The sequence below is a fragment of the Kribbella sp. NPDC055071 genome (assembly GCF_053608045.1).
Genome location: NZ_JBSGUS010000015.1, coordinates 161288 through 177300 on the forward strand (window position 1 = coordinate 161288; position 16013 = coordinate 177300).

18 protein-coding genes are annotated in these 16013 nt (G+C 68.1%); 9 read left to right on the forward strand and 9 right to left on the reverse strand.

Annotated features, from left to right (window positions below):
• Positions 1–4: 4 nt before the first annotated feature.
• From ACWF4Z_RS24760 to ACWF4Z_RS24780, 5 genes are all read left to right on the forward strand, one after another.
• Entirely contained in the window at positions 5–874 is an 870-nt protein-coding gene (locus tag ACWF4Z_RS24760) for a RecB family exonuclease (protein ID WP_452245512.1), read from the forward strand.
• A 75-nt stretch (positions 875–949) separates the two neighbouring features.
• Entirely contained in the window at positions 950–1789 is an 840-nt protein-coding gene (locus tag ACWF4Z_RS24765; protein ID WP_452245513.1) for an alpha/beta fold hydrolase, read from the forward strand.
• A 242-nt stretch (positions 1790–2031) separates the two neighbouring features.
• A complete protein-coding gene (locus tag ACWF4Z_RS24770; protein ID WP_452245514.1) occupies positions 2032–2829 on the forward strand; it encodes an ABC transporter permease in 798 nt (265 codons plus the stop codon).
• Positions 2822–3646, forward strand: coding sequence for an ABC transporter permease (locus tag ACWF4Z_RS24775; protein WP_452245515.1), 825 nt, complete (start codon positions 2822–2824; stop codon positions 3644–3646). Before ACWF4Z_RS24770 ends, ACWF4Z_RS24775 begins: the two co-directional genes overlap by 8 nt.
• Positions 3647–3653: 7 nt before the next feature.
• A complete protein-coding gene (locus ACWF4Z_RS24780) occupies positions 3654–4610 on the forward strand; it encodes an ABC transporter ATP-binding protein (protein WP_452245516.1) in 957 nt (318 codons plus the stop codon).
• Here the strand turns inward: ACWF4Z_RS24780 and ACWF4Z_RS24785 are convergent.
• The 3 genes from ACWF4Z_RS24785 to ACWF4Z_RS24795 all read right to left on the reverse strand — a co-directional run bounded on the left by ACWF4Z_RS24785 (position 4600) and on the right by ACWF4Z_RS24795 (position 6692).
• A complete protein-coding gene (locus tag ACWF4Z_RS24785; protein ID WP_452245517.1) occupies positions 4600–5466 on the reverse strand; it encodes a hypothetical protein in 867 nt (288 codons plus the stop codon). The genes ACWF4Z_RS24780 and ACWF4Z_RS24785 overlap by 11 nt on opposite strands.
• Before the next feature lie 105 nt (positions 5467–5571).
• Entirely contained in the window at positions 5572–5883 is a 312-nt protein-coding gene (locus ACWF4Z_RS24790; protein ID WP_452245518.1) for a hypothetical protein, read from the reverse strand.
• Entirely contained in the window at positions 5880–6692 is an 813-nt protein-coding gene (locus ACWF4Z_RS24795; protein WP_452245519.1) for a hypothetical protein, read from the reverse strand. Before ACWF4Z_RS24795 ends, ACWF4Z_RS24790 begins: the two co-directional genes overlap by 4 nt.
• A 167-nt stretch (positions 6693–6859) precedes the next feature.
• Here ACWF4Z_RS24795 and ACWF4Z_RS24800 point away from each other — a divergent pair, with 167 nt between their 5' ends.
• On the forward strand, positions 6860–7795 hold the full coding sequence (locus ACWF4Z_RS24800) for a hypothetical protein (protein ID WP_452245520.1): 936 nt from the start codon (positions 6860–6862) through the stop codon (positions 7793–7795).
• A gap of 24 nt (positions 7796–7819) precedes the next feature.
• Here the strand turns inward: ACWF4Z_RS24800 and ACWF4Z_RS24805 are convergent, their stop codons facing one another.
• Positions 7820–8698, reverse strand: a complete 879-nt coding sequence (locus ACWF4Z_RS24805) for an alpha/beta fold hydrolase (protein ID WP_452245521.1) — start codon at positions 8696–8698, stop codon at positions 7820–7822.
• A gap of 43 nt (positions 8699–8741) precedes the next feature.
• Here ACWF4Z_RS24805 and ACWF4Z_RS24810 point away from each other — a divergent pair, with 43 nt between their 5' ends.
• Positions 8742–9491, forward strand: a complete 750-nt coding sequence (locus tag ACWF4Z_RS24810; protein ID WP_452245522.1) for a ParA family protein — start codon at positions 8742–8744, stop codon at positions 9489–9491.
• Here ACWF4Z_RS24810 and ACWF4Z_RS24815 read toward each other — a convergent pair.
• Together ACWF4Z_RS24815 and ACWF4Z_RS24820 are read right to left on the reverse strand one after the other, a co-directional pair.
• A complete protein-coding gene (locus tag ACWF4Z_RS24815) occupies positions 9461–10381 on the reverse strand; it encodes a DUF4349 domain-containing protein (RefSeq protein ID WP_452245523.1) in 921 nt (306 codons plus the stop codon). The genes ACWF4Z_RS24810 and ACWF4Z_RS24815 overlap by 31 nt on opposite strands.
• Before the next feature lie 86 nt (positions 10382–10467).
• Positions 10468–12123, reverse strand: coding sequence for a DEAD/DEAH box helicase (locus tag ACWF4Z_RS24820; RefSeq protein ID WP_452245524.1), 1656 nt, complete (start codon positions 12121–12123; stop codon positions 10468–10470).
• Positions 12124–12561: 438 nt separating this feature from the next.
• Between ACWF4Z_RS24820 and ACWF4Z_RS24825 the strand changes: the two genes are divergently transcribed.
• Both ACWF4Z_RS24825 and ACWF4Z_RS24830 read left to right on the forward strand, forming a co-directional pair.
• Positions 12562–13242: a ferritin-like fold-containing protein gene (locus tag ACWF4Z_RS24825; RefSeq protein WP_452245525.1), complete on the forward strand. Its 681-nt coding sequence runs from the start codon at positions 12562–12564 to the stop codon at positions 13240–13242.
• 3 nt (positions 13243–13245) lie between these two features.
• Entirely contained in the window at positions 13246–14418 is a 1173-nt protein-coding gene (locus ACWF4Z_RS24830) for a glycosyltransferase (protein ID WP_452245526.1), read from the forward strand.
• Between the two features lie 71 nt (positions 14419–14489).
• Here ACWF4Z_RS24830 and ACWF4Z_RS24835 read toward each other — a convergent pair whose 3' ends face one another.
• From ACWF4Z_RS24835 to ACWF4Z_RS24845, 3 genes are all read right to left on the reverse strand, one after another.
• Positions 14490–14762: a GlsB/YeaQ/YmgE family stress response membrane protein gene (locus ACWF4Z_RS24835; RefSeq protein ID WP_452245527.1), complete on the reverse strand. Its 273-nt coding sequence runs from the start codon at positions 14760–14762 to the stop codon at positions 14490–14492.
• Between the two features lie 144 nt (positions 14763–14906).
• Positions 14907–15134 (reverse strand): DUF3107 domain-containing protein, encoded by a 228-nt coding sequence (locus ACWF4Z_RS24840; protein ID WP_452245528.1) that lies wholly within the window; start codon positions 15132–15134, stop codon positions 14907–14909.
• A gap of 155 nt (positions 15135–15289) precedes the next feature.
• A complete protein-coding gene (locus ACWF4Z_RS24845) occupies positions 15290–15919 on the reverse strand; it encodes a TetR/AcrR family transcriptional regulator (RefSeq protein ID WP_452245529.1) in 630 nt (209 codons plus the stop codon).
• Between the last annotated feature and the right edge of the window lie 94 nt (positions 15920–16013).

Genomic DNA, 16013 nt, shown 5'->3' on the forward strand with positions numbered 1-16013 from the left:
CGGGATGCCGACGCGGTTGTTCGTGGCGACGCCGACCAAGCTGCTCAACTTCGCGGACTGCAAGCGCAAGTACCGCTACACCTACCTCGAGACGCCGCGGCCGCCGAAGGGTCCGCCCTGGGCGCACAACACGGTCGGTGCGATCGTCCACGAGGTGCTCGCCGACTTCTTCGGTCGCTGGCCGGCAGCCCGCCGTACGCCGGACGAAGTCGTCGCCAAGATGCGGTCGAGCTGGCGCAGCGAGGGATTCCGGGACGAGCAGCAGTCGCTCGACTGGCGGGAACGGTCGACCGAGATGGTGCTGGGCTACCTGCGCGACAGCGATCCGTACTACGAACCACGCGGCGTCGAGCGTACGGTCGCCTTCACCACCGAGCGGGCGTCGCTGCGTGGCCGGGTCGACCGGATCGACGAACGCCCGACCCGCGACGGGAGCGGTGGGACCGAGCTGGCGATCGTCGACTACAAGACCGGCCGTCGGCCACTGACCTCGACCGACGCCCGGGCATCGCTGGCGATGGCGCTGTACGTGCTCGGCGCCCGTCGCGTCCTGCACAAGCCGTGCACGCGGGTCGAGCTGCACCACCTGCCGACCAACACAGTCGCCGCAGCCGACCACGACGACGAGTCGCTGGCCAGGCACCAACGCCGAGCCGAGTCGATGGCCGATGACGCGGCCGCCGCCGAGGCCCGCTGGCGCGAGGGCCTCACCCCCGCCGAAGCCGACGAAGCCTTCCCGCCGGAGCCCTCAGCCCTCTGCGGCTGGTGCGACTTCGCCCGCATCTGCCCCCAGGGCCGCCGCGAATCCCCACCCCGCGACCCCTGGGCCGGCCTCGACGACTCGGCCCCGATCCCGATGGAAGACGCCAGCTGACCTCTGGTGCCAGCGGGATGTGCGCGGGATGCCAGCGGCGGATTGGAGAGTGAGGGCAACGAAAGGGGCTGCCTGATGGGTGCGAAGACTGTGAACAAGCTGGCGGTGCCGGGGGCGACCCTGCACTTCGAGGTGACCGGGTCGGGGCCGGTGCTGTTGCTGATCGCGGGCGGTGGGACGGACGCGGGGATCTTCGACGGGATCGTCGGCCAGCTCGGGGCGTCGTACACGGTGGTGGCCTACGACCCGCGCGGGAACTCCAGGAGCCGGTACGACGGTGCACCCGCCGACGAGCGGGTCGAGCAGGCCGCCGAGGATGCGCTCGCGCTGATCAACGAGGTCGCCGGTGACGAACCGGCGTACGTCTTCGGCACCAGTTCGGGCGCGATCACCGGGCTCGAGCTGATCACCCGCCACCCGGACCGGGTCCGGACCCTGATCGCCCACGAGCCGCCGTGCGTCGAGGTGTACCCGGATCCGTCGGAGCTGAGGGCGTTCTTCCAGGACGTGTACGACACCTACGTCACGGATGGGGTCGCCGCCGCCGACATCCTGTTCATGAACGGCGCCGGTCTCAGCGACGACGCGATGCCGCCGATCGAGGATCTGCTGCCGGAGTACCGCGAGCCGGCCGAGCGGATGCAGGCCAATGCCGGCACCTTCTACGCGCACAAGCTGTTGGCGTTCACCCGGTACCAGCCGGATCTGGATGCGCTGAAGGCCGTCGCCGATCGGATCATCCCCGCCGCCGGGCTGCTCTCGGGCGACCAGCTGGCCGGCGGACCGATCGAGGTGATCGCCGAACAGCTCGGCTGGCCGGTGGTGATGTTCCCGGGCGGGCACGGCGGGTACGCGAGCCATCCGGTGCCGTTCGCCACCCACCTGGCCGCGCTGCTGACGGCCGACGCGTTCTGATTCAGGGGGTACCGATGCACCGGCCCGGGCGCGGGTCTGAGGGGTCCCGCGCCCGGGCCGGTTAATCCGGTTGACGGGCTGTCGATTGCCGCTGTAGCGTCCCATCTCTTCCTTGACAACGGTGTGGGGTTCCCCATGCCTGCCAACAGTGGTGTCCGAACCCCCCGGGTCCTCAGGATTCGGGGCAGTTCTGCGTGCCGCTGGGGCCTCGGACACCACCTCGAAGAAGAGAGGAGGTTGCCGTGGGCGTCTATTGGGCGATCGCCGTACGGTCGTTCCGCCGGTTCTCGACGTACCGGATCGCCACTGCGTCCGGTGCGTTCACCAATACCGTGTTCGGGTTCATCCTGTGCGGTGTCTATCTGACCCTGTGGCACGAGCGACCCGGTCTCGGCGGGTACGACGTCTCCGACGCGCTCACGTTCGTGTGGTTGCAGCAGGGGTTGCTGATGCCGATCGGGATCTTCGGCGCGACCACCACGATCGAGCTGGGGGAGCGGGTCCGCAGCGGTGAGATCGCGGTGGATCTGTACCGGCCGACGCGGCTGATGCTGTGGTGGTTGTCGGTCGATCTCGGCCGCGCGATGTTCCAGTTGCTGGTCCGTGGTGGGGCGCCGCTGCTGGTCGGCGCGCTGGCGTTCGACCTCAAGTTCCCTTCCGGTGTGCTCACGTGGCTCGCGGTCGCGATCGGGCTGGTCCTCGGGATCCTGGTCAGCTTCGGCATCCGGTACCTGGTCGCGTTGTCCGGGTTCTGGATCACCGACTCGCGCGGGATGGAGCAGATGGTGTTGGTGCTGTCGCTGTTCTTCTCCGGGACGATCCTGCCGCTGGTGGTGTTCCCGGGCTGGATCGGTGAGTTCGCGCGGGCGACGCCGTGGGCGGCGACGCTGCAGGTGCCGATCGACATCTGGCTGGGCCGCAATCCGGGTGGTGTCGGCGCGGCGTTGGCGTTCCAGCTGGGCTGGATCGTGGTGCTCCTGCTCGGCGGTCAGCTCCTGACCGCGCTGGCGACCCGGAAGGTGGTGATCCAGGGTGGCTGAGATCGTCGAGCGCGTCAGGCGGGCGCCCGCGCAGTACTGGATGTTGATCGTGATGTGGATCCGGTCGTCGCTGGCGTACCCGTTGTCGTTCGTGCTGATGCTGGTCAGCTCGATGCTGATCACCGTGACCGACTTCGTTGCCGTCGTCCTGATGTTCAGCCACATCACGTCGTTCGGTGGGTTCACGCTCGGGGAGATGGCGTTGCTCTACGCAACGGCCTCGATGACGTTGGGGCTCGCCGACCTGTTCACCGGATCGATCGAGCGCGTCGGTGAACGGATCCGGACCGGGACGCTCGACGTCTACATGATCCGGCCGGTGCCGGCGTTCCTGCAGACGGCCGCGGACGGGTTCGCGCTGCGCCGGCTCGGGCGGCCGTTCCAGGCCGGAGTCGTGCTGGCGTTCGCGTTCGCGCATCTCGACATCGACTGGACCGTTGCCCGGGGCATCATGTTGGTGGTGTCGATGGTCGCCGGGTCGGTCATCTTCGGCGCGATCTTCGTGCTGGGTGCCGCGTTCCAGTTCGTCTCGGTGGACTCGGCCGAGCTGGCCAACTCGTTCACGTACGGCGGTCAGACGCTGACCCAGTACCCGTTGTCGGTCTTCGGCAAGGAGATCGTTCGCGCGGTCACGTTCGTCGTACCGATTGCCTTCGTCAACTATTACCCGGTGCTGTATCTGCTGGGTAAGCCGGCCCCGTTGGGCCTGCCGTCCTGGATCGGCCTGTTGTCCCCGGTGGTCGCCGTCGTGATGGTCGCGCTGGCGTCGCTGGCGTGGCGAGGCGGTCTTCGTCGCTATCGCAGTACAGGGAGCTGAGTTTCTCGTGCCAGTCATCGAGTTGTCGGACGTTTCGCGTGCTTTCACGGTGACGTCGCGGAACGGATTCCGCCGTACGCGTCGAGAGGTGCGTGCGGTGGACGGGTTGTCGTTCAGCGTCGAGCCGGGGGAGGTGATGGGCTACATCGGCCCGAACGGCGCCGGGAAGTCGACCACGATCAAGATGCTGACGGGCATCCTGGTCCCGTCCAGTGGTTCGATCCGGGTCGCCGGGGTGGATCCGTTGCGGCACCGGTTGAAGCTGGCCAAGCGGATCGGGGTGGTCTTCGGGCAGCGCACCACGCTGTGGTGGGACCTACCGTTGAAGGACTCGTTCGCCGTACTGCAGAAGATGTACGACGTTCCCCTCGCACGGCACCGGGAGAATCTCGCGACCTTCGTGGAACTGTTGGACCTGGGTGATCTGCTGGATGTCCCGGTCCGTCAACTCTCCTTGGGGCAACGGATGCGGGGCGATATCGCCGCGGCGCTGCTGCACGATCCCGAGATCGTCTATCTCGACGAGCCGACGATCGGGCTCGACGTGATCAGCAAGGCGCGGCTTCGCGAGTTCCTGGGGCAGGTCAACGCGGACCGCCGGACGACGGTCATCCTCACCACCCACGACCTCGACGACATCGAGGCCCTCTGCACCCGCGTGATGGTGATCGACCACGGCCACCAGATCTTCGACGGCACCCTGGACGGCCTGCGCGCGAGCCAATCCGCACCTCGCACCCTGGTCGTCGACCTGGCGACGTCCCTCCCACCCATCACCGTCGACGGCGCCACCGTCATCAAGGTCGACGGCCCCCGCCAGCACCTGACCTTCCCACCCACCACCAGCGCGGCGCCGCTGTTGTCCCAGATAGCCGCCAACTACCCCTTGGTCGACCTCTCAGTAGCCGAACCCACCATCGAATCCGTCATCACCCAGCTCTACACCCCGAGCCCTAGCGCGTGATCTCACCGGTCTTGCGTACGGCGGTCGCCCGCGGCGCCCGGCTGGATCCGGTGGCGGCGCGGTTTGGTTCCTCCGCCGTCGGGAGCAGCCGCAGCTGGTCGTGCATGACCCGGCTGAAACCTTCCTGCCCGCGGACCATTCCGTCCAGGTCGATTGCCTGCGGCAACACCGGCGCGACACCGAACACGCGGGTGTGCGCGGCGACGATGAACGTCCGCATGATCGCGTCGCTGCCCCGTTTGAACTCCGGCCCCTGGATCATGAAGTACGCCGCATCCACGAACGCCTGGCGCTGCTCGGGATCCGTCGGGTCGGTCCCGTCGCCGGCCCGTGCCTCCTCGAGCTCGGCCAACGCCTCGAACGACGCCCGCCGCAGCATGTCGCGGTCATCGGGCTCGGCGGTGATCGTCCTCACCTCGCCTCGCGCTGCGCTATCATCCTCGCCTCGCGGTGCGCTGCTGTCTTCCGACCGGTGTGGGATGTACTGAATCGTGTTCCCGTTGATGCGGCGCCCGGTCCGCAGCGTGACCCGGTTCTGCAACCCGCGGCTCCCGTCGAGGCGTTCCAGAGCGACCTTCTCCAGCCTCTTCAGCACCTTGAACGCCGGTGAATCCCGGTCGGGAAGCCAGTTGTCCGGCGTCACCCTGTACCCCATCCCGAGCCCGAGCGGCGTCCTCACATCCTCCGCACGCGCTCCCGGCCGGGTCCACTTCCCCTCCGCCGCCACCTCATACCGCCACTCGGCAACATGGCGGTACGCCGCCTCGAACGCCGCCACCCGCTCGCCCCGCGACGACGCACCCGCCAACCGCTCGTCGAGCACCCCCAACGCCGCCTCGGCCTCCACCACCTGCAACCGAGCGAACCCCCGCAACTGATCCCAAGCCCCAGGATTCCCAGAAACCATCAACAACCCCGGCACCGGAAAACACCCCACCCGAATCCGCTCCACCCCAACCACTCAGCGGTGATATCCGGCAGCGATGGACAGAACGTCCGCAGGGTCGAGCGGCTTGGGGTCGGCGCGCCATTCTTCGAGGGCGTCGGGGTGGTCTTCTTCGTTGAGGGTGCCGACGCCTTGGTCGATCAACCGCCGTGCCTCGGCGCTGCCGATCTCCTCGTAACTGAGACGTTGGTCGATGTAGTAGTCGTTGCGCAGGGCATTGTTGTCGTGGAACTTGCCGGTGTTGGCGACGTACGAATACATGTGCTCGTTCGCCAACGCGGCAACCCAGACAAGCCGCTCGTCCTGTGTCACCAGAAAGAGATTCATCGCGCTATCCCATCGTTCTTGTTGAGGCCTGACTTCGGCTTGACACCTTGCGCCGTCAGGTTGTCTCTAGGGCTGTCGTTCCCCAGCGCTGACGCCTTCTGTCGGGAATCACTGTAGTTGTGGACCGCGACTGGCCGCCCGCCAAGCGACGCCAGGTGGTCGATTCCTGGCGGTGGCTCCAGTTGCGCGGACGCCTCGACGCACTTCCGGCGGGCTTCTCCGCGCTCGTCGTCGGTGGCATGTCTGCTGCGCTCCACCTCGTACCACGGAGTCGTCAGCTCCTTGACCTGGATAGACGCGACCGAGTGCACCTGAACCTCGATCCGCGGGCTGTCCGGTGTCTTCAGGTACGCGTGAATACCTTTGTACCGCGAGCCGTCCGAGTAGGAGTGCACCGCGAAGGTGACCCGCCACCCGCTGCCGGTCAGCTTGTCCACGGTCTGCAGCGCTGCTGTGACGAGCTCGTCCGGAGTTGCCGTCAGCACCGTGAACCGGAGCAGATCGTCGACTGACCCTCGAACGTCCGTCCCTTGCTCGTTCCGGAGCTTACGGGCCAAGGACTCAGGGGACTTGACTCTTCGGTCCAGGTGGTACGGCGAGGCCGTGGGCGGGACAGCGGCGAGGAACTGGGATGTTATCTGCGGCTCGATCGCGGCCGCGCGCTCGAGTAACTGGAGGCTCTTCCTGGTCGCTTTTGTTCCGTGCAGATTCGCGATGTCGGCGGCGCTGAGGGCGTTGGGGCCCCAGTCGAGGGGGTGGGTGGTGGTGAAGGCTTGGTGGAGGGTGGTGGGGTCTGGGGCGGGTGGCATGGGGCTCCCTTCGTCTTCTTTGACGGTAGGGAGTTGGAGTGGGGTTGTGGGGTGGGTTTGGGATCTGTGGATAACTCGGGTTGGTTGCGGAATGGTGGTGGGTGTGACTTGGGGGTGGTGGGGTCGTTGAAATGCTGGTAAGGACGCGACGGGTGCAGGGGAGCGCAATGGATTCGACGGGTGGCGGGCCGCGGCGGTGGGTGCCGGCGTTGGTTGCTGCGGGTGTTGCGTTGGTGGGTTCTGCCGCGGTGGTCGTTCTTCCGGACGGATCCAGCGGCGCCGCCGAGCAGGCGTTTGCCTCAGGCAACCAGATGCCGAACGACGAACTGCTGGTCCGCGACGGCGATCGGGTCCAGGCGGCCGGGCAGGTGATCATCGCGCCCGGTCGGGAGCCGATCCTCTGCGCGCCGGTGCCGCAGCCGGTGATCGCGCAGGTCGGGCCGGAGGCGGCACCGACGTGCCCGGCGCAGTATGCCGTGACGTTGAAGGGATTCGACCCCGGCAGGCTCGGAGTGGCCGAGACGATCCAAGGTGTTCGCGTCGGCTACACCACTCTGACCGGGACCTGGACGCACCGGACGATCGAGGTCACGGACCAGACCGTGCCGCAAGCCGAGTCGACCTCGCTCGAAGGGCATCCGTCGCCGGACCAGGTGCCGTGCCCCACACCCGCCAGCGGGTGGAAGACCGCGCCGAACAATATCGACAAGGTCGCGGTCGCGAGGTTCATCGACGCCCACAAGGACCAGGCCTCCGAGCCTCGGCTGCTCTACCCGAGCGGCCACCTCCCCGGCGAGCCTGAGGTGTACACGGTCGGCGTCGCGCACGGCAGCCTCGCGACCTTCCGCAGAGCGTTCCAGCAGGTGTACGACGGCAACCTCTGCATCCACCAGGTCAAACTGAGCCAGACCGACCTCAGCCGCATCATCACCGCGGCCGGCGCCCTGATGCCGAAGAACCTCGGTGTCTACGCCGCGAGCGAGGCCGACATCGACAAGGTGACCATCGGCGCCCTCGTGTATGACGAGGCCCTGAAAACCGCGCTCACCCCAGCCGGCCTGGACAACCTCCAGCTCACCGTCTCAGTCAAGCCCACCCGCTGAACGAGCCAGACCGAGTCATCGGAGCTAGACCAGGTTGTCGAACTGCGACCGGTCGTGGAAGAAGTCGACCAGCAGCCGGGCGGTCGCGGCCGGCCGCTCGATCGCTGGTGAGTGACCGGCATCGGGCACGACCTGCGCCTCGACGCCCAGCGTCTCCGCCATCGCGCGCTGCACCGTGATTGGCCAGCCGTCGTCGGTGGCGCCGTACACGACCTGAGCGCGGACGCCGGACTTCGCCAGCCGATCGGTCTTGTCCTCGGAATCCATCAACCGCCGGGTGATCTCGGCGAGGCTGACGGGGTTGTTGGTCGTGAAGCGCTTCCGCAGGAACGCCCCGATCTCCTCCGGCGGCGGCACGTACCCAGGATTCTTCACGTCGTGCTCGAGCTTCAGGTCGTACACCTGCTCGATCGGCAGGTTGTCCAACCCGAACGCGAGCATCTGCAGGCCCTGCAGCGTCACCTCGTCCGTGAACGCGGCCGGACCCGAGCACAGCAGCGTGATCGTCGAGAACACCGACGGGTCGGTCAGCACGGCCTCGCGAGCGACCAGGCCGCCGAACGAGTGCCCGACCAGCTGGCTGTACCCGCCGAGCGCCTTGCTCATCGCCACGACGTCGGCGCCGAACTCTTCCAGCGTGTACGCCGAACGCTCGGTCGACCCCGGAGTTTCGTACTGACCACGCTGGTCGACAGCCACGGTCCGCCATCCGTACCGGCAGAGGTGGTCCACCAGCGGAGTGAAGTCCTCTTTGCTGCCGGTCCACCCGGGCACGAGCAACACGGTGCCGAGCGGCGTACCGATCTGCGGCACGGCCATCAGCGTGGCGAACGAGCCACGGTCGGTCTCGAGTGTCGCGGGGTGCACCCCGTCGGGCAGCGTCATCGTGCGCGGCGTACTCACAAGTATTGAGGGTAACCGCTCGGCGGTGCGGCACAATGGCGGCGTGCCTCGCACACTCGCGGTCGCGAACCAGAAAGGCGGCGTGGCCAAGACGACCACCGTCGCGACGCTCGGCGCTGCCCTGAGCGAGCTCGGTCAACGCGTGCTCGTGGTCGATCTCGATCCGCAGGCCTGCCTGACGTTCTCGCTCGGCATCGATCCCGAGGACCTCGACAAGTCGCTCCACCACGTGCTGCTCGGGAAGGTGTCCGCGCCGGACGTGCTGGTCGAGTTCGACGATGCGCCGGATCTGCTGCCGGCCACGATCGAGCTGGCTACAGCGGAGGTGCGGCTTGCGCAGGAGAACAGTCCGGAGCAGTTCCTCCGGACCGCACTCCGGCCGCTGAGTGCGTCGTACGACTGGATCATCGTGGACTGCCCGCCGACGCTCGGACTGCTCACGGTGAACGGGCTCTCCGCGGCATCCGAAGTGCTGATTCCCTTGCAGTGCGAGACATTGGCACATCGGGGCGTGGGGCAACTACTTGACACGATCCACGACGTCCAGGTGCTGACCAACCCGAGCCTGCGGACGCTCGGCGTACTGCCGACCCTGTACGACGGGCGCACGACACATGCCCGCGCTGTGCTGGCGGCGATCGCGGACACGTACTCGCTCGACGTCCTGCAGCCGGCCATTCCGAAGTCGATCCGGTTCGCGGAGGCGCCCGCGATCGGCGAGACCATCCTCACCACCGCACCGACCTCGGCCGGTGCGAAGGCTTACAGGACCTTGGCCGCGTCGCTCCTCTGACGACGCAGGCGATGCCGGAAACGCCACAGCGGTACGCCGATGATCGCGAGCACGATCAGGAACGGCAGGACCGCGCCGAGCGCCGTCCCCAGCGCGACGAACGTGGCGGTGAACGCGTGCCAACCGCTCTTGAGCCCAGCCAGGAAACCGCGATCCGGATCCGGTGCGGCGACGGGCTCGCCCTTGCCGGTCACGGTCAGGGTGAGCGTGGCGAGGTCGGTCTGCAGGGCGAGGTTCTTCTGCTTGGCGAGCAGGGATTCGAGGTCCGCTTCGCGGCGGGTGAGCTCGCTCTCGACCGAGACGACCTCGCCGACCGTATTGGCCTTCGCCATCAGCGCGCGCATCCGGTCCAGGCTCGCGCGCTGGGACTCGATCCGGCTCGCCACGTCGACCACCTGCTCGGTGACGTCGGTGGATTCCTGGTGGATCTCGAGGCGGTCGCCGAGTGCGGAGAGCCGGTCGATTGCGGCGTCGTACGACTTGGTCGGGACTTTGAGTACGAGGTTGACCTGCGTGATCTTGCCGTCGGTGTCGCCGCCGGTGTCCTCTGACGCGACCTGTCCGTCGAGGCCGGCGATCGCGGTGATCGCCTTCTGCCGGGTGGCGGCGACGTCGTCGACCTTGATCGTGAGCGAGCCGGTCTTGATGATCGCCCGCGTGATGGTCGGCTGAGCCTGACTTTGGCCCTGACCTTGGGCCTGACCCTGACTGGCCGCGTCGGGTTTCTGCGGCGCGACCTTGCCGCCCGCGTCTCCTGGCAGAACGGGCGCCGCCGCGCCCTCACTCGTGGTCGCGCTGTCGTTGCCACTGGCTCCGCACCCGACCAGCAGCGCCAGACCCAGCGCCGCCAGCCCTACCCCTGCCAGCGCCACCCCTGCGGTTCGCCTCATCACCCAGCCCCTCTCTCGTGGATTCGTCCTAGAACGCGCCACGAGGGGCTGGGTGTTGCGGACTTCAGATCACCGTTCGGAAACGGTCACTCCGGCGCGCTGAACAGCGGCATCGTCCGGGCCGTCTCCGGCGCCGGTGCCGCCTTCTTCGCAGCTGCCCGCTTCCGAACCGCCGGCTTCTTCTCGGCAGCAGGCTGCTCGGCCGCCGCCCGCTCGTCTACGGCCTGCTCGCCTACCGCCTGCTCGCCAACTGCCCGCTCGGCCGCTGCCTGCTGGACCGCCGGCGCCTCCGCCGTCTTGCGGGTCCGCGTCCGCTTGCGCGGCTTGCGCTCAGCGGTTGCGGTCTCGACCGCCGGTGCCTCGGCTGCCTCGGTGGACGACTCCGCGGTCGGCGGCACCTGGGTCTTGGTGGTGACGTCGGACTCGGACTTCGCCTCGACCGTCTCACCGGACCGGGTCCGCTTGCGCGTCCGGCTCCGCTTCCGCGCGGTTGCGCGGTCGCCGTCCCCGTCGCCCTGCTCGGTACGCCGTTCGCCCCGCTCGGTACGCCGTTCACCCCGTCCCTCGGTCCGCTTACGCGCCGGCCGCTCGTCGGCGGCGGCCGCGCCGGGCTCGCGGGCCGGCTTGATCCGGCCCTTCGCCTCGGTCGGGATGCCGAGGTCGTGGTACAGCTCGGGTGACGTGGAGTAGATCTCCTGCGGCTCGTCGTACGGCAGGTCGAGCGCCTTGTTGATGGTCTTCCAGCGAGTCAGATCCGGCCAGTCGACGAACGTGACCGCGATCCCGCTCGCCCCGGCCCGACCGGTCCGGCCGATCCGGTGGATGTAGGCCTTCTCGTCCTCGGGGCAGGTGTTGTTGATGACGTGCGTGACGCCCTCGACGTCGATTCCGCGGGCCGCGACGTCGGTACAGATCAGTACGTCGATCTTGTCGCCGCGGAACCTGGTCAGCGCCCGCTCCCGGGCCTGCTGGTTCAGGTCGCCGTGGATCGCGGCCGCCTTGAACCCGCGGTCCATCAGGTCGTCGGTGAGGCGGGAAGCCTCGCGCTTGGTCCGGCAGAAGATCATCACCCGGCCGCGGTCCTCGGCCTGCAGGATCCGGGCCACCACCTCGGGCTTGTCCAGGTCGTGCGCCCGGTAGACGAACTGCGCGGTCGTCGGCACCATCTCGGTGTCTTCGTGCGACTCGGCCCGGATGTTCAGCGGGTGCCGCATGTGGGTGCGAGCCAGCCCGATCACGGCCGACGGCATCGTTGCCGAGAACAACATTGTCTGCCGGAGCTCGGGGGTCTTGCGCAGGATGCGTTCCACGTCGGGCAGGAACCCGAGGTCGAGCATCTCGTCGGCCTCGTCCAGGACCAGGACCTTGATGTGGCCGAGGTCGAGGACGCCGCGGTTCGCGAGGTCCAGCAGGCGTCCCGGCGTACCGACGACGACGTCGACGCCGCTCTTGAGTGCGTCCAGCTGCGGGTCGTACGCGACGCCGCCGTAGATCGTCAGGATCCGGACCGAACGCACGGTGGACGCGGTCTCGAGGTCCTTGGCGACCTGGATGGTCAGCTCACGGGTCGGGGTGACGACCAGGGCCTGCGGCTTGCCGGGGGCGGCGAGCTCCTCGTAGTCGGGCTCGCCGGGAGAGATGGTGCGCTGCAGCAACGGGATCCCGAAGCCGAGCGTCTTGCCGGTGCCGGTGCGGGCCTGACCGATCAGGTCGGTGCCCATCAACGCGACAGGGAGCGTCATCTCCTGGATCGGGAATGGCTCTTTGATGTTGACGCGGTCTAGTGCGTCGCAGATCTCGGGCAGCACGCCGAGTTCTCTGAAGGTGGTCAGGCTGATCGCCTCTCACATGCTTGGTACGGACAGGTGTGCTCAAGTGGCCGGGCGCCTGGGGCTTCTCAGCCCCGATCGTGAGGCGCGGGGACACTGTGCAAGCACCTCGCACCAGCTTGCCCATGTGGGCGCGTCACCGGCGAATCGCTCACCAGTGTAACCGCTCAGCCTGTCAACGCTGATTGATGTGGTTTGCGCCACTCGTTCCGGCCGGGAGTCAAGGGAAGGAAAGAATAAAGAGAGAAGAGAGAAATGTGGTTTGCGCCACTGAATCGGCAGTGGTCTGGGCCGGAGTTTGTTGTGTGTGGGGTGGTCTGGGGGAGGGGGTGGGCCGATAGGGTGCCGGGCATGGAGCAGACGGCCTTTGATGATCCCGCCTACCGGGCCGCGGCGGTGGATCTGCTGGGAGTGCTCGCGTACGGCGAACTCACGGCGTTCGAGCGGATGGCGGAGGACGCCAAACTGGCGCCGACGCTGAACGACAAGGCGGAGCTCGCCGCGCTGGCGACCACCGAGTTCGGGCACTTCGCGCAACTGCGGGACCGCCTGGTCGCGCTCGGCGTGGACCCGATGGAGGCGATGGGACCGTTCGTCACCCCGCTGGACGCCTTCCACGATCACACCGCGCCGTCGGACTGGCTCGAGGGCCTGGTCAAGGCGTACGTCGGGGACGGCCTGGCGAACGACTTCTACCGCGAGATCGCGTCGTTCGTGGATGCGGAGACCCGGGCCCTGGTGCTCGAGGTGTTCGCCGACTCCGGTCAGGCCGAGTTCGTCGTCGACCGGGTCCGCGCCGCGATCGACGAGGACCCGAAGCTCGGCGGCCGGCTGGCCCTGTGGGGACGTCGCCTGGTGGGCGAGGCGCTCAGCCAGGCGCAGCGGATCGCCGCGGACCGCGACTCGTTGGCCGCGCTGCTGGCCGGCAGCGTTGATCGCCCCGGCTTGGATCTGGCTGCCATTGGCCGAATGTTCACCCGCTTGACCGAAGCGCACACGGCACGGATGACCGCATTGGGCCTCCAAGCTTGAGCAATGCCGCTCAGACTCGGAATCTACTCTGACACCCTGCTGCCAAGAGCCGATGGCGTCGCCGTCTCGATCGAGGCCGCCGGCACCGCATTACGCGAGCTAGGCGTGCAGCTGGACGTAGTAGCGCCGTACAACACGAAGACCAGCACCACCGCACTCCCGATCCGCTCGGTGCCCGGGACGAACGTGTGGTTCCGGGACTACCGGCTGGGCGCGGTCTGGCCGCCGGCCGGCTCCCGAGCCACCGCCGCACCGGACTACGACGTGGTCCACGTTCACACGCTCGGTACGGTCGGAATCGCCGGACTGTACGCCGCCTGGCGCCGACGCATCCCCGTCGTCATGACCTGGCACACCGATGTGGTCGCGTACCAGAGCCACTACGCCGAGATCCGGTTCGGCATGTGGTTGTCCGCCCAGACCTGGCGGCTCGGTCTCGGCGCACCTCCCGGCTATCGCGCGGGTGACGGATCCAGCTCGGTACAGCGGTTGCTCGGTGGAGCCGACCTGGTCATCGCGCCCACTGCCAAGGTGCAGAACCACCTGACCGAGCTGGGCTGCAAAGCCCGGACTGTGGTGCTGCCGAGCCCCACACTTCCGTTGCCTGCGGCGTCGATCAGCGTGGCCGAGGTACGCCGTACCTTGCGGCTCGGACCCCGCGATCCGATCGTGCTGTCGGTCGGCAGGCTCAGCGCCGAGAAGAACGACGAGCTGCTGCTGCGGGCGTTCGCACACCTGTTGACCACGCACCCGACCGCCTGCCTGGTCCTGGTCGGACAGTGCCGGGATCGACGTCGGCTGACCGGGCTGATCGACGGACTCGGCATCGGCGCCAACGTCCGTCTGCCGGGCGTGCTGCCACGCGCGGAGCTCGCCGGGTACTACGCGGCCGCGAGCGCAGTGGTGATCGCGTCAGTGACGGAGACCCAGTCGCTCGTCGCCAACGAGGCCGAAGCGGCCGGCTGCCCGTTGATCGTCGTCGACCCCTGGCTGGCGCGCGGTCACGAGGAGACCCGGATCCTGGCCGAGGCCGAACCGGCCGACCTCGCCGCGGTGATCGGGCGGAGCTTCCGCGACACCGACAGTCCGCGGCCGCCGGTGCGGTACCGGTTCGACCCGCGGGCGCACGCGACCGAGCTGGTGTCGCTGTACAAGCAGGTCGTCACAACAGCCTGAAATCACAACAGCCTGAAATCACAACGGCCGCCCTCCCCCGAGAGGGGAGGCGGCCGTTGGGGTGAGACGGGTCAGGCTGTTCTCGGCTTCCGGGCCGCGATGACGGCGATGACGATCGCGGCACAGACGATCTGGATCAGGTACTGGATCCAGTCCGGGCCGGAGGTGTCCTTGACACCGAGTAAGTACGCGATCAGACCACCGATGAAGGCGCCGATGCCGCCGCCCAGGATGGTCCAGCCGAGGCTGATGTTCTGTTTGCCGGGGAGCACCAACCGGGCCAGCGGCCCGAAGATGACGCCTGCGATCAGACTGACGATGATCATCCAGATCCAGTAACCCACGGTTCCTCCTTGAGGGGGTGACTGACCTGCGCCTCGGCCGGCGCCCCGTAGCTACCAGACCACTGGCAACGCAGGTCTCACCGCCATGGTGCCCCTGGATCCGGCTCAGGAACCCGGACACGCGCGACTGTGTCCGGACCGCGATCAGATCGCGCCGAATCCCACCTTGCGGATCGAAACCTCGCCGATCTCGACGTACGCGAGCCGGTCGGCCGGGATCAGCACCCGGCGGCCCTTGTCGTCGGTCAGCTGCAGCAGACCGGTCTTGCCGGCGAGGGCCTCCGCAACCAGCTCCTGGACCTCGTCCGGGCTCTGCTCGCTCTCCAGCACCAACTCGCGATTGGCGTGTTGTACGCCGATCTTGACCTCCACGAAACCCTCCGGGCACGCTCCGACCGGCGGCTCTCGCCGGCAACACTTCGAGCCTATCCGGTACCGCTCCCCAGCTCTCACCCGTCCGCCCACAGCAGAACACTCAGGAGTCGAAGGGTGCGCCGGACAACGACAGTGAGGTGGCGGGGGTGGGGTTAGGCGTCGGTGCGGGGGAAGCCTCGGATGCCTCGCCAGGCAAGGGAGGCGACCAGGTCGGCGGCCTGCTCCTGGGGGAGGGACGGGTTGCCGGAGGCGAGCCAGTAGCGGGCGCTGACCTGCGCCATACCGACCAGGCTGACGGCCAGCACCATCGACTGCTCGTGGTTCAGGCCGGCGTCGGCGCTGATCACCTCGGAGACCGCCTCGGCGCAGGCCTGCGTCACCTTGTCGACCCGCTCGCGAACGGCGGGCTCGTTGGTCAGATCCGACTCGAACACCAGCCGGAAGGCGCCCTGCGCGTTCGCCACGTATTCGAAGAACGCGTGCATGGTCGCCGCGACCCGGAGCTTGTTGTCCTCGGTCGACTTCAGCGCCTCCCGGACGGAGGCGATGATCGCCTCGCACGAGGTGTCCAGCAGCGCCAGGTACAGCTCGAGCTTGCCGGGAAAGTGCTGGTACAGGACCGGCTTGGAGACGCCGGCGCGGTCGGCGATGTCGTCCATCGCGGCGGCGTGGTACCCGTTCGCGACGAAGACCTCCTGGGCCGCCTCGAGCAGTTGAGCGCGACGGGCCAGCCTGGGCAGGCGACTGCCGCGCTTGGGCGCGGTCTCGGGTGTCGTCGACACGTGGGCTCCTTCGATGGTGCGGCCCCGGCGGCTCGGGCTTACCGCCACCGGGTCGTTCCCCGAATCCTACCCAGCAGTCCTCCCGGCCAGTAGC

Excerpts from the sequence above, each read along its gene's own strand:
- ACWF4Z_RS24760 (WP_452245512.1), top strand. The coding sequence starts at position 5 with ATGCCGACGCGGTTGTTCGTGGCGACGCCGACCAAGCTGCTCAACTTC.
- ACWF4Z_RS24765 (WP_452245513.1), top strand. The coding sequence starts at position 950 with ATGGGTGCGAAGACTGTGAACAAGCTGGCGGTGCCGGGGGCGACCCTG.
- ACWF4Z_RS24790 (WP_452245518.1), bottom strand. The coding sequence starts at position 5,883 with ATGAATCTCTTTCTGGTGACACAGGACGAGCGGCTTGTCTGGGTTGCC.
- ACWF4Z_RS24795 (WP_452245519.1), bottom strand. The coding sequence starts at position 6,692 with ATGCCACCCGCCCCAGACCCCACCACCCTCCACCAAGCCTTCACCACC.
- ACWF4Z_RS24800 (WP_452245520.1), top strand. The coding sequence starts at position 6,860 with ATGGATTCGACGGGTGGCGGGCCGCGGCGGTGGGTGCCGGCGTTGGTT.
- ACWF4Z_RS24815 (WP_452245523.1), bottom strand. The coding sequence starts at position 10,381 with ATGAGGCGAACCGCAGGGGTGGCGCTGGCAGGGGTAGGGCTGGCGGCG.
- ACWF4Z_RS24820 (WP_452245524.1), bottom strand. The coding sequence starts at position 12,123 with ATGACGCTCCCTGTCGCGTTGATGGGCACCGACCTGATCGGTCAGGCC.
- ACWF4Z_RS24825 (WP_452245525.1), top strand. The coding sequence starts at position 12,562 with ATGGAGCAGACGGCCTTTGATGATCCCGCCTACCGGGCCGCGGCGGTG.
- ACWF4Z_RS24830 (WP_452245526.1), top strand. The coding sequence starts at position 13,246 with ATGCCGCTCAGACTCGGAATCTACTCTGACACCCTGCTGCCAAGAGCC.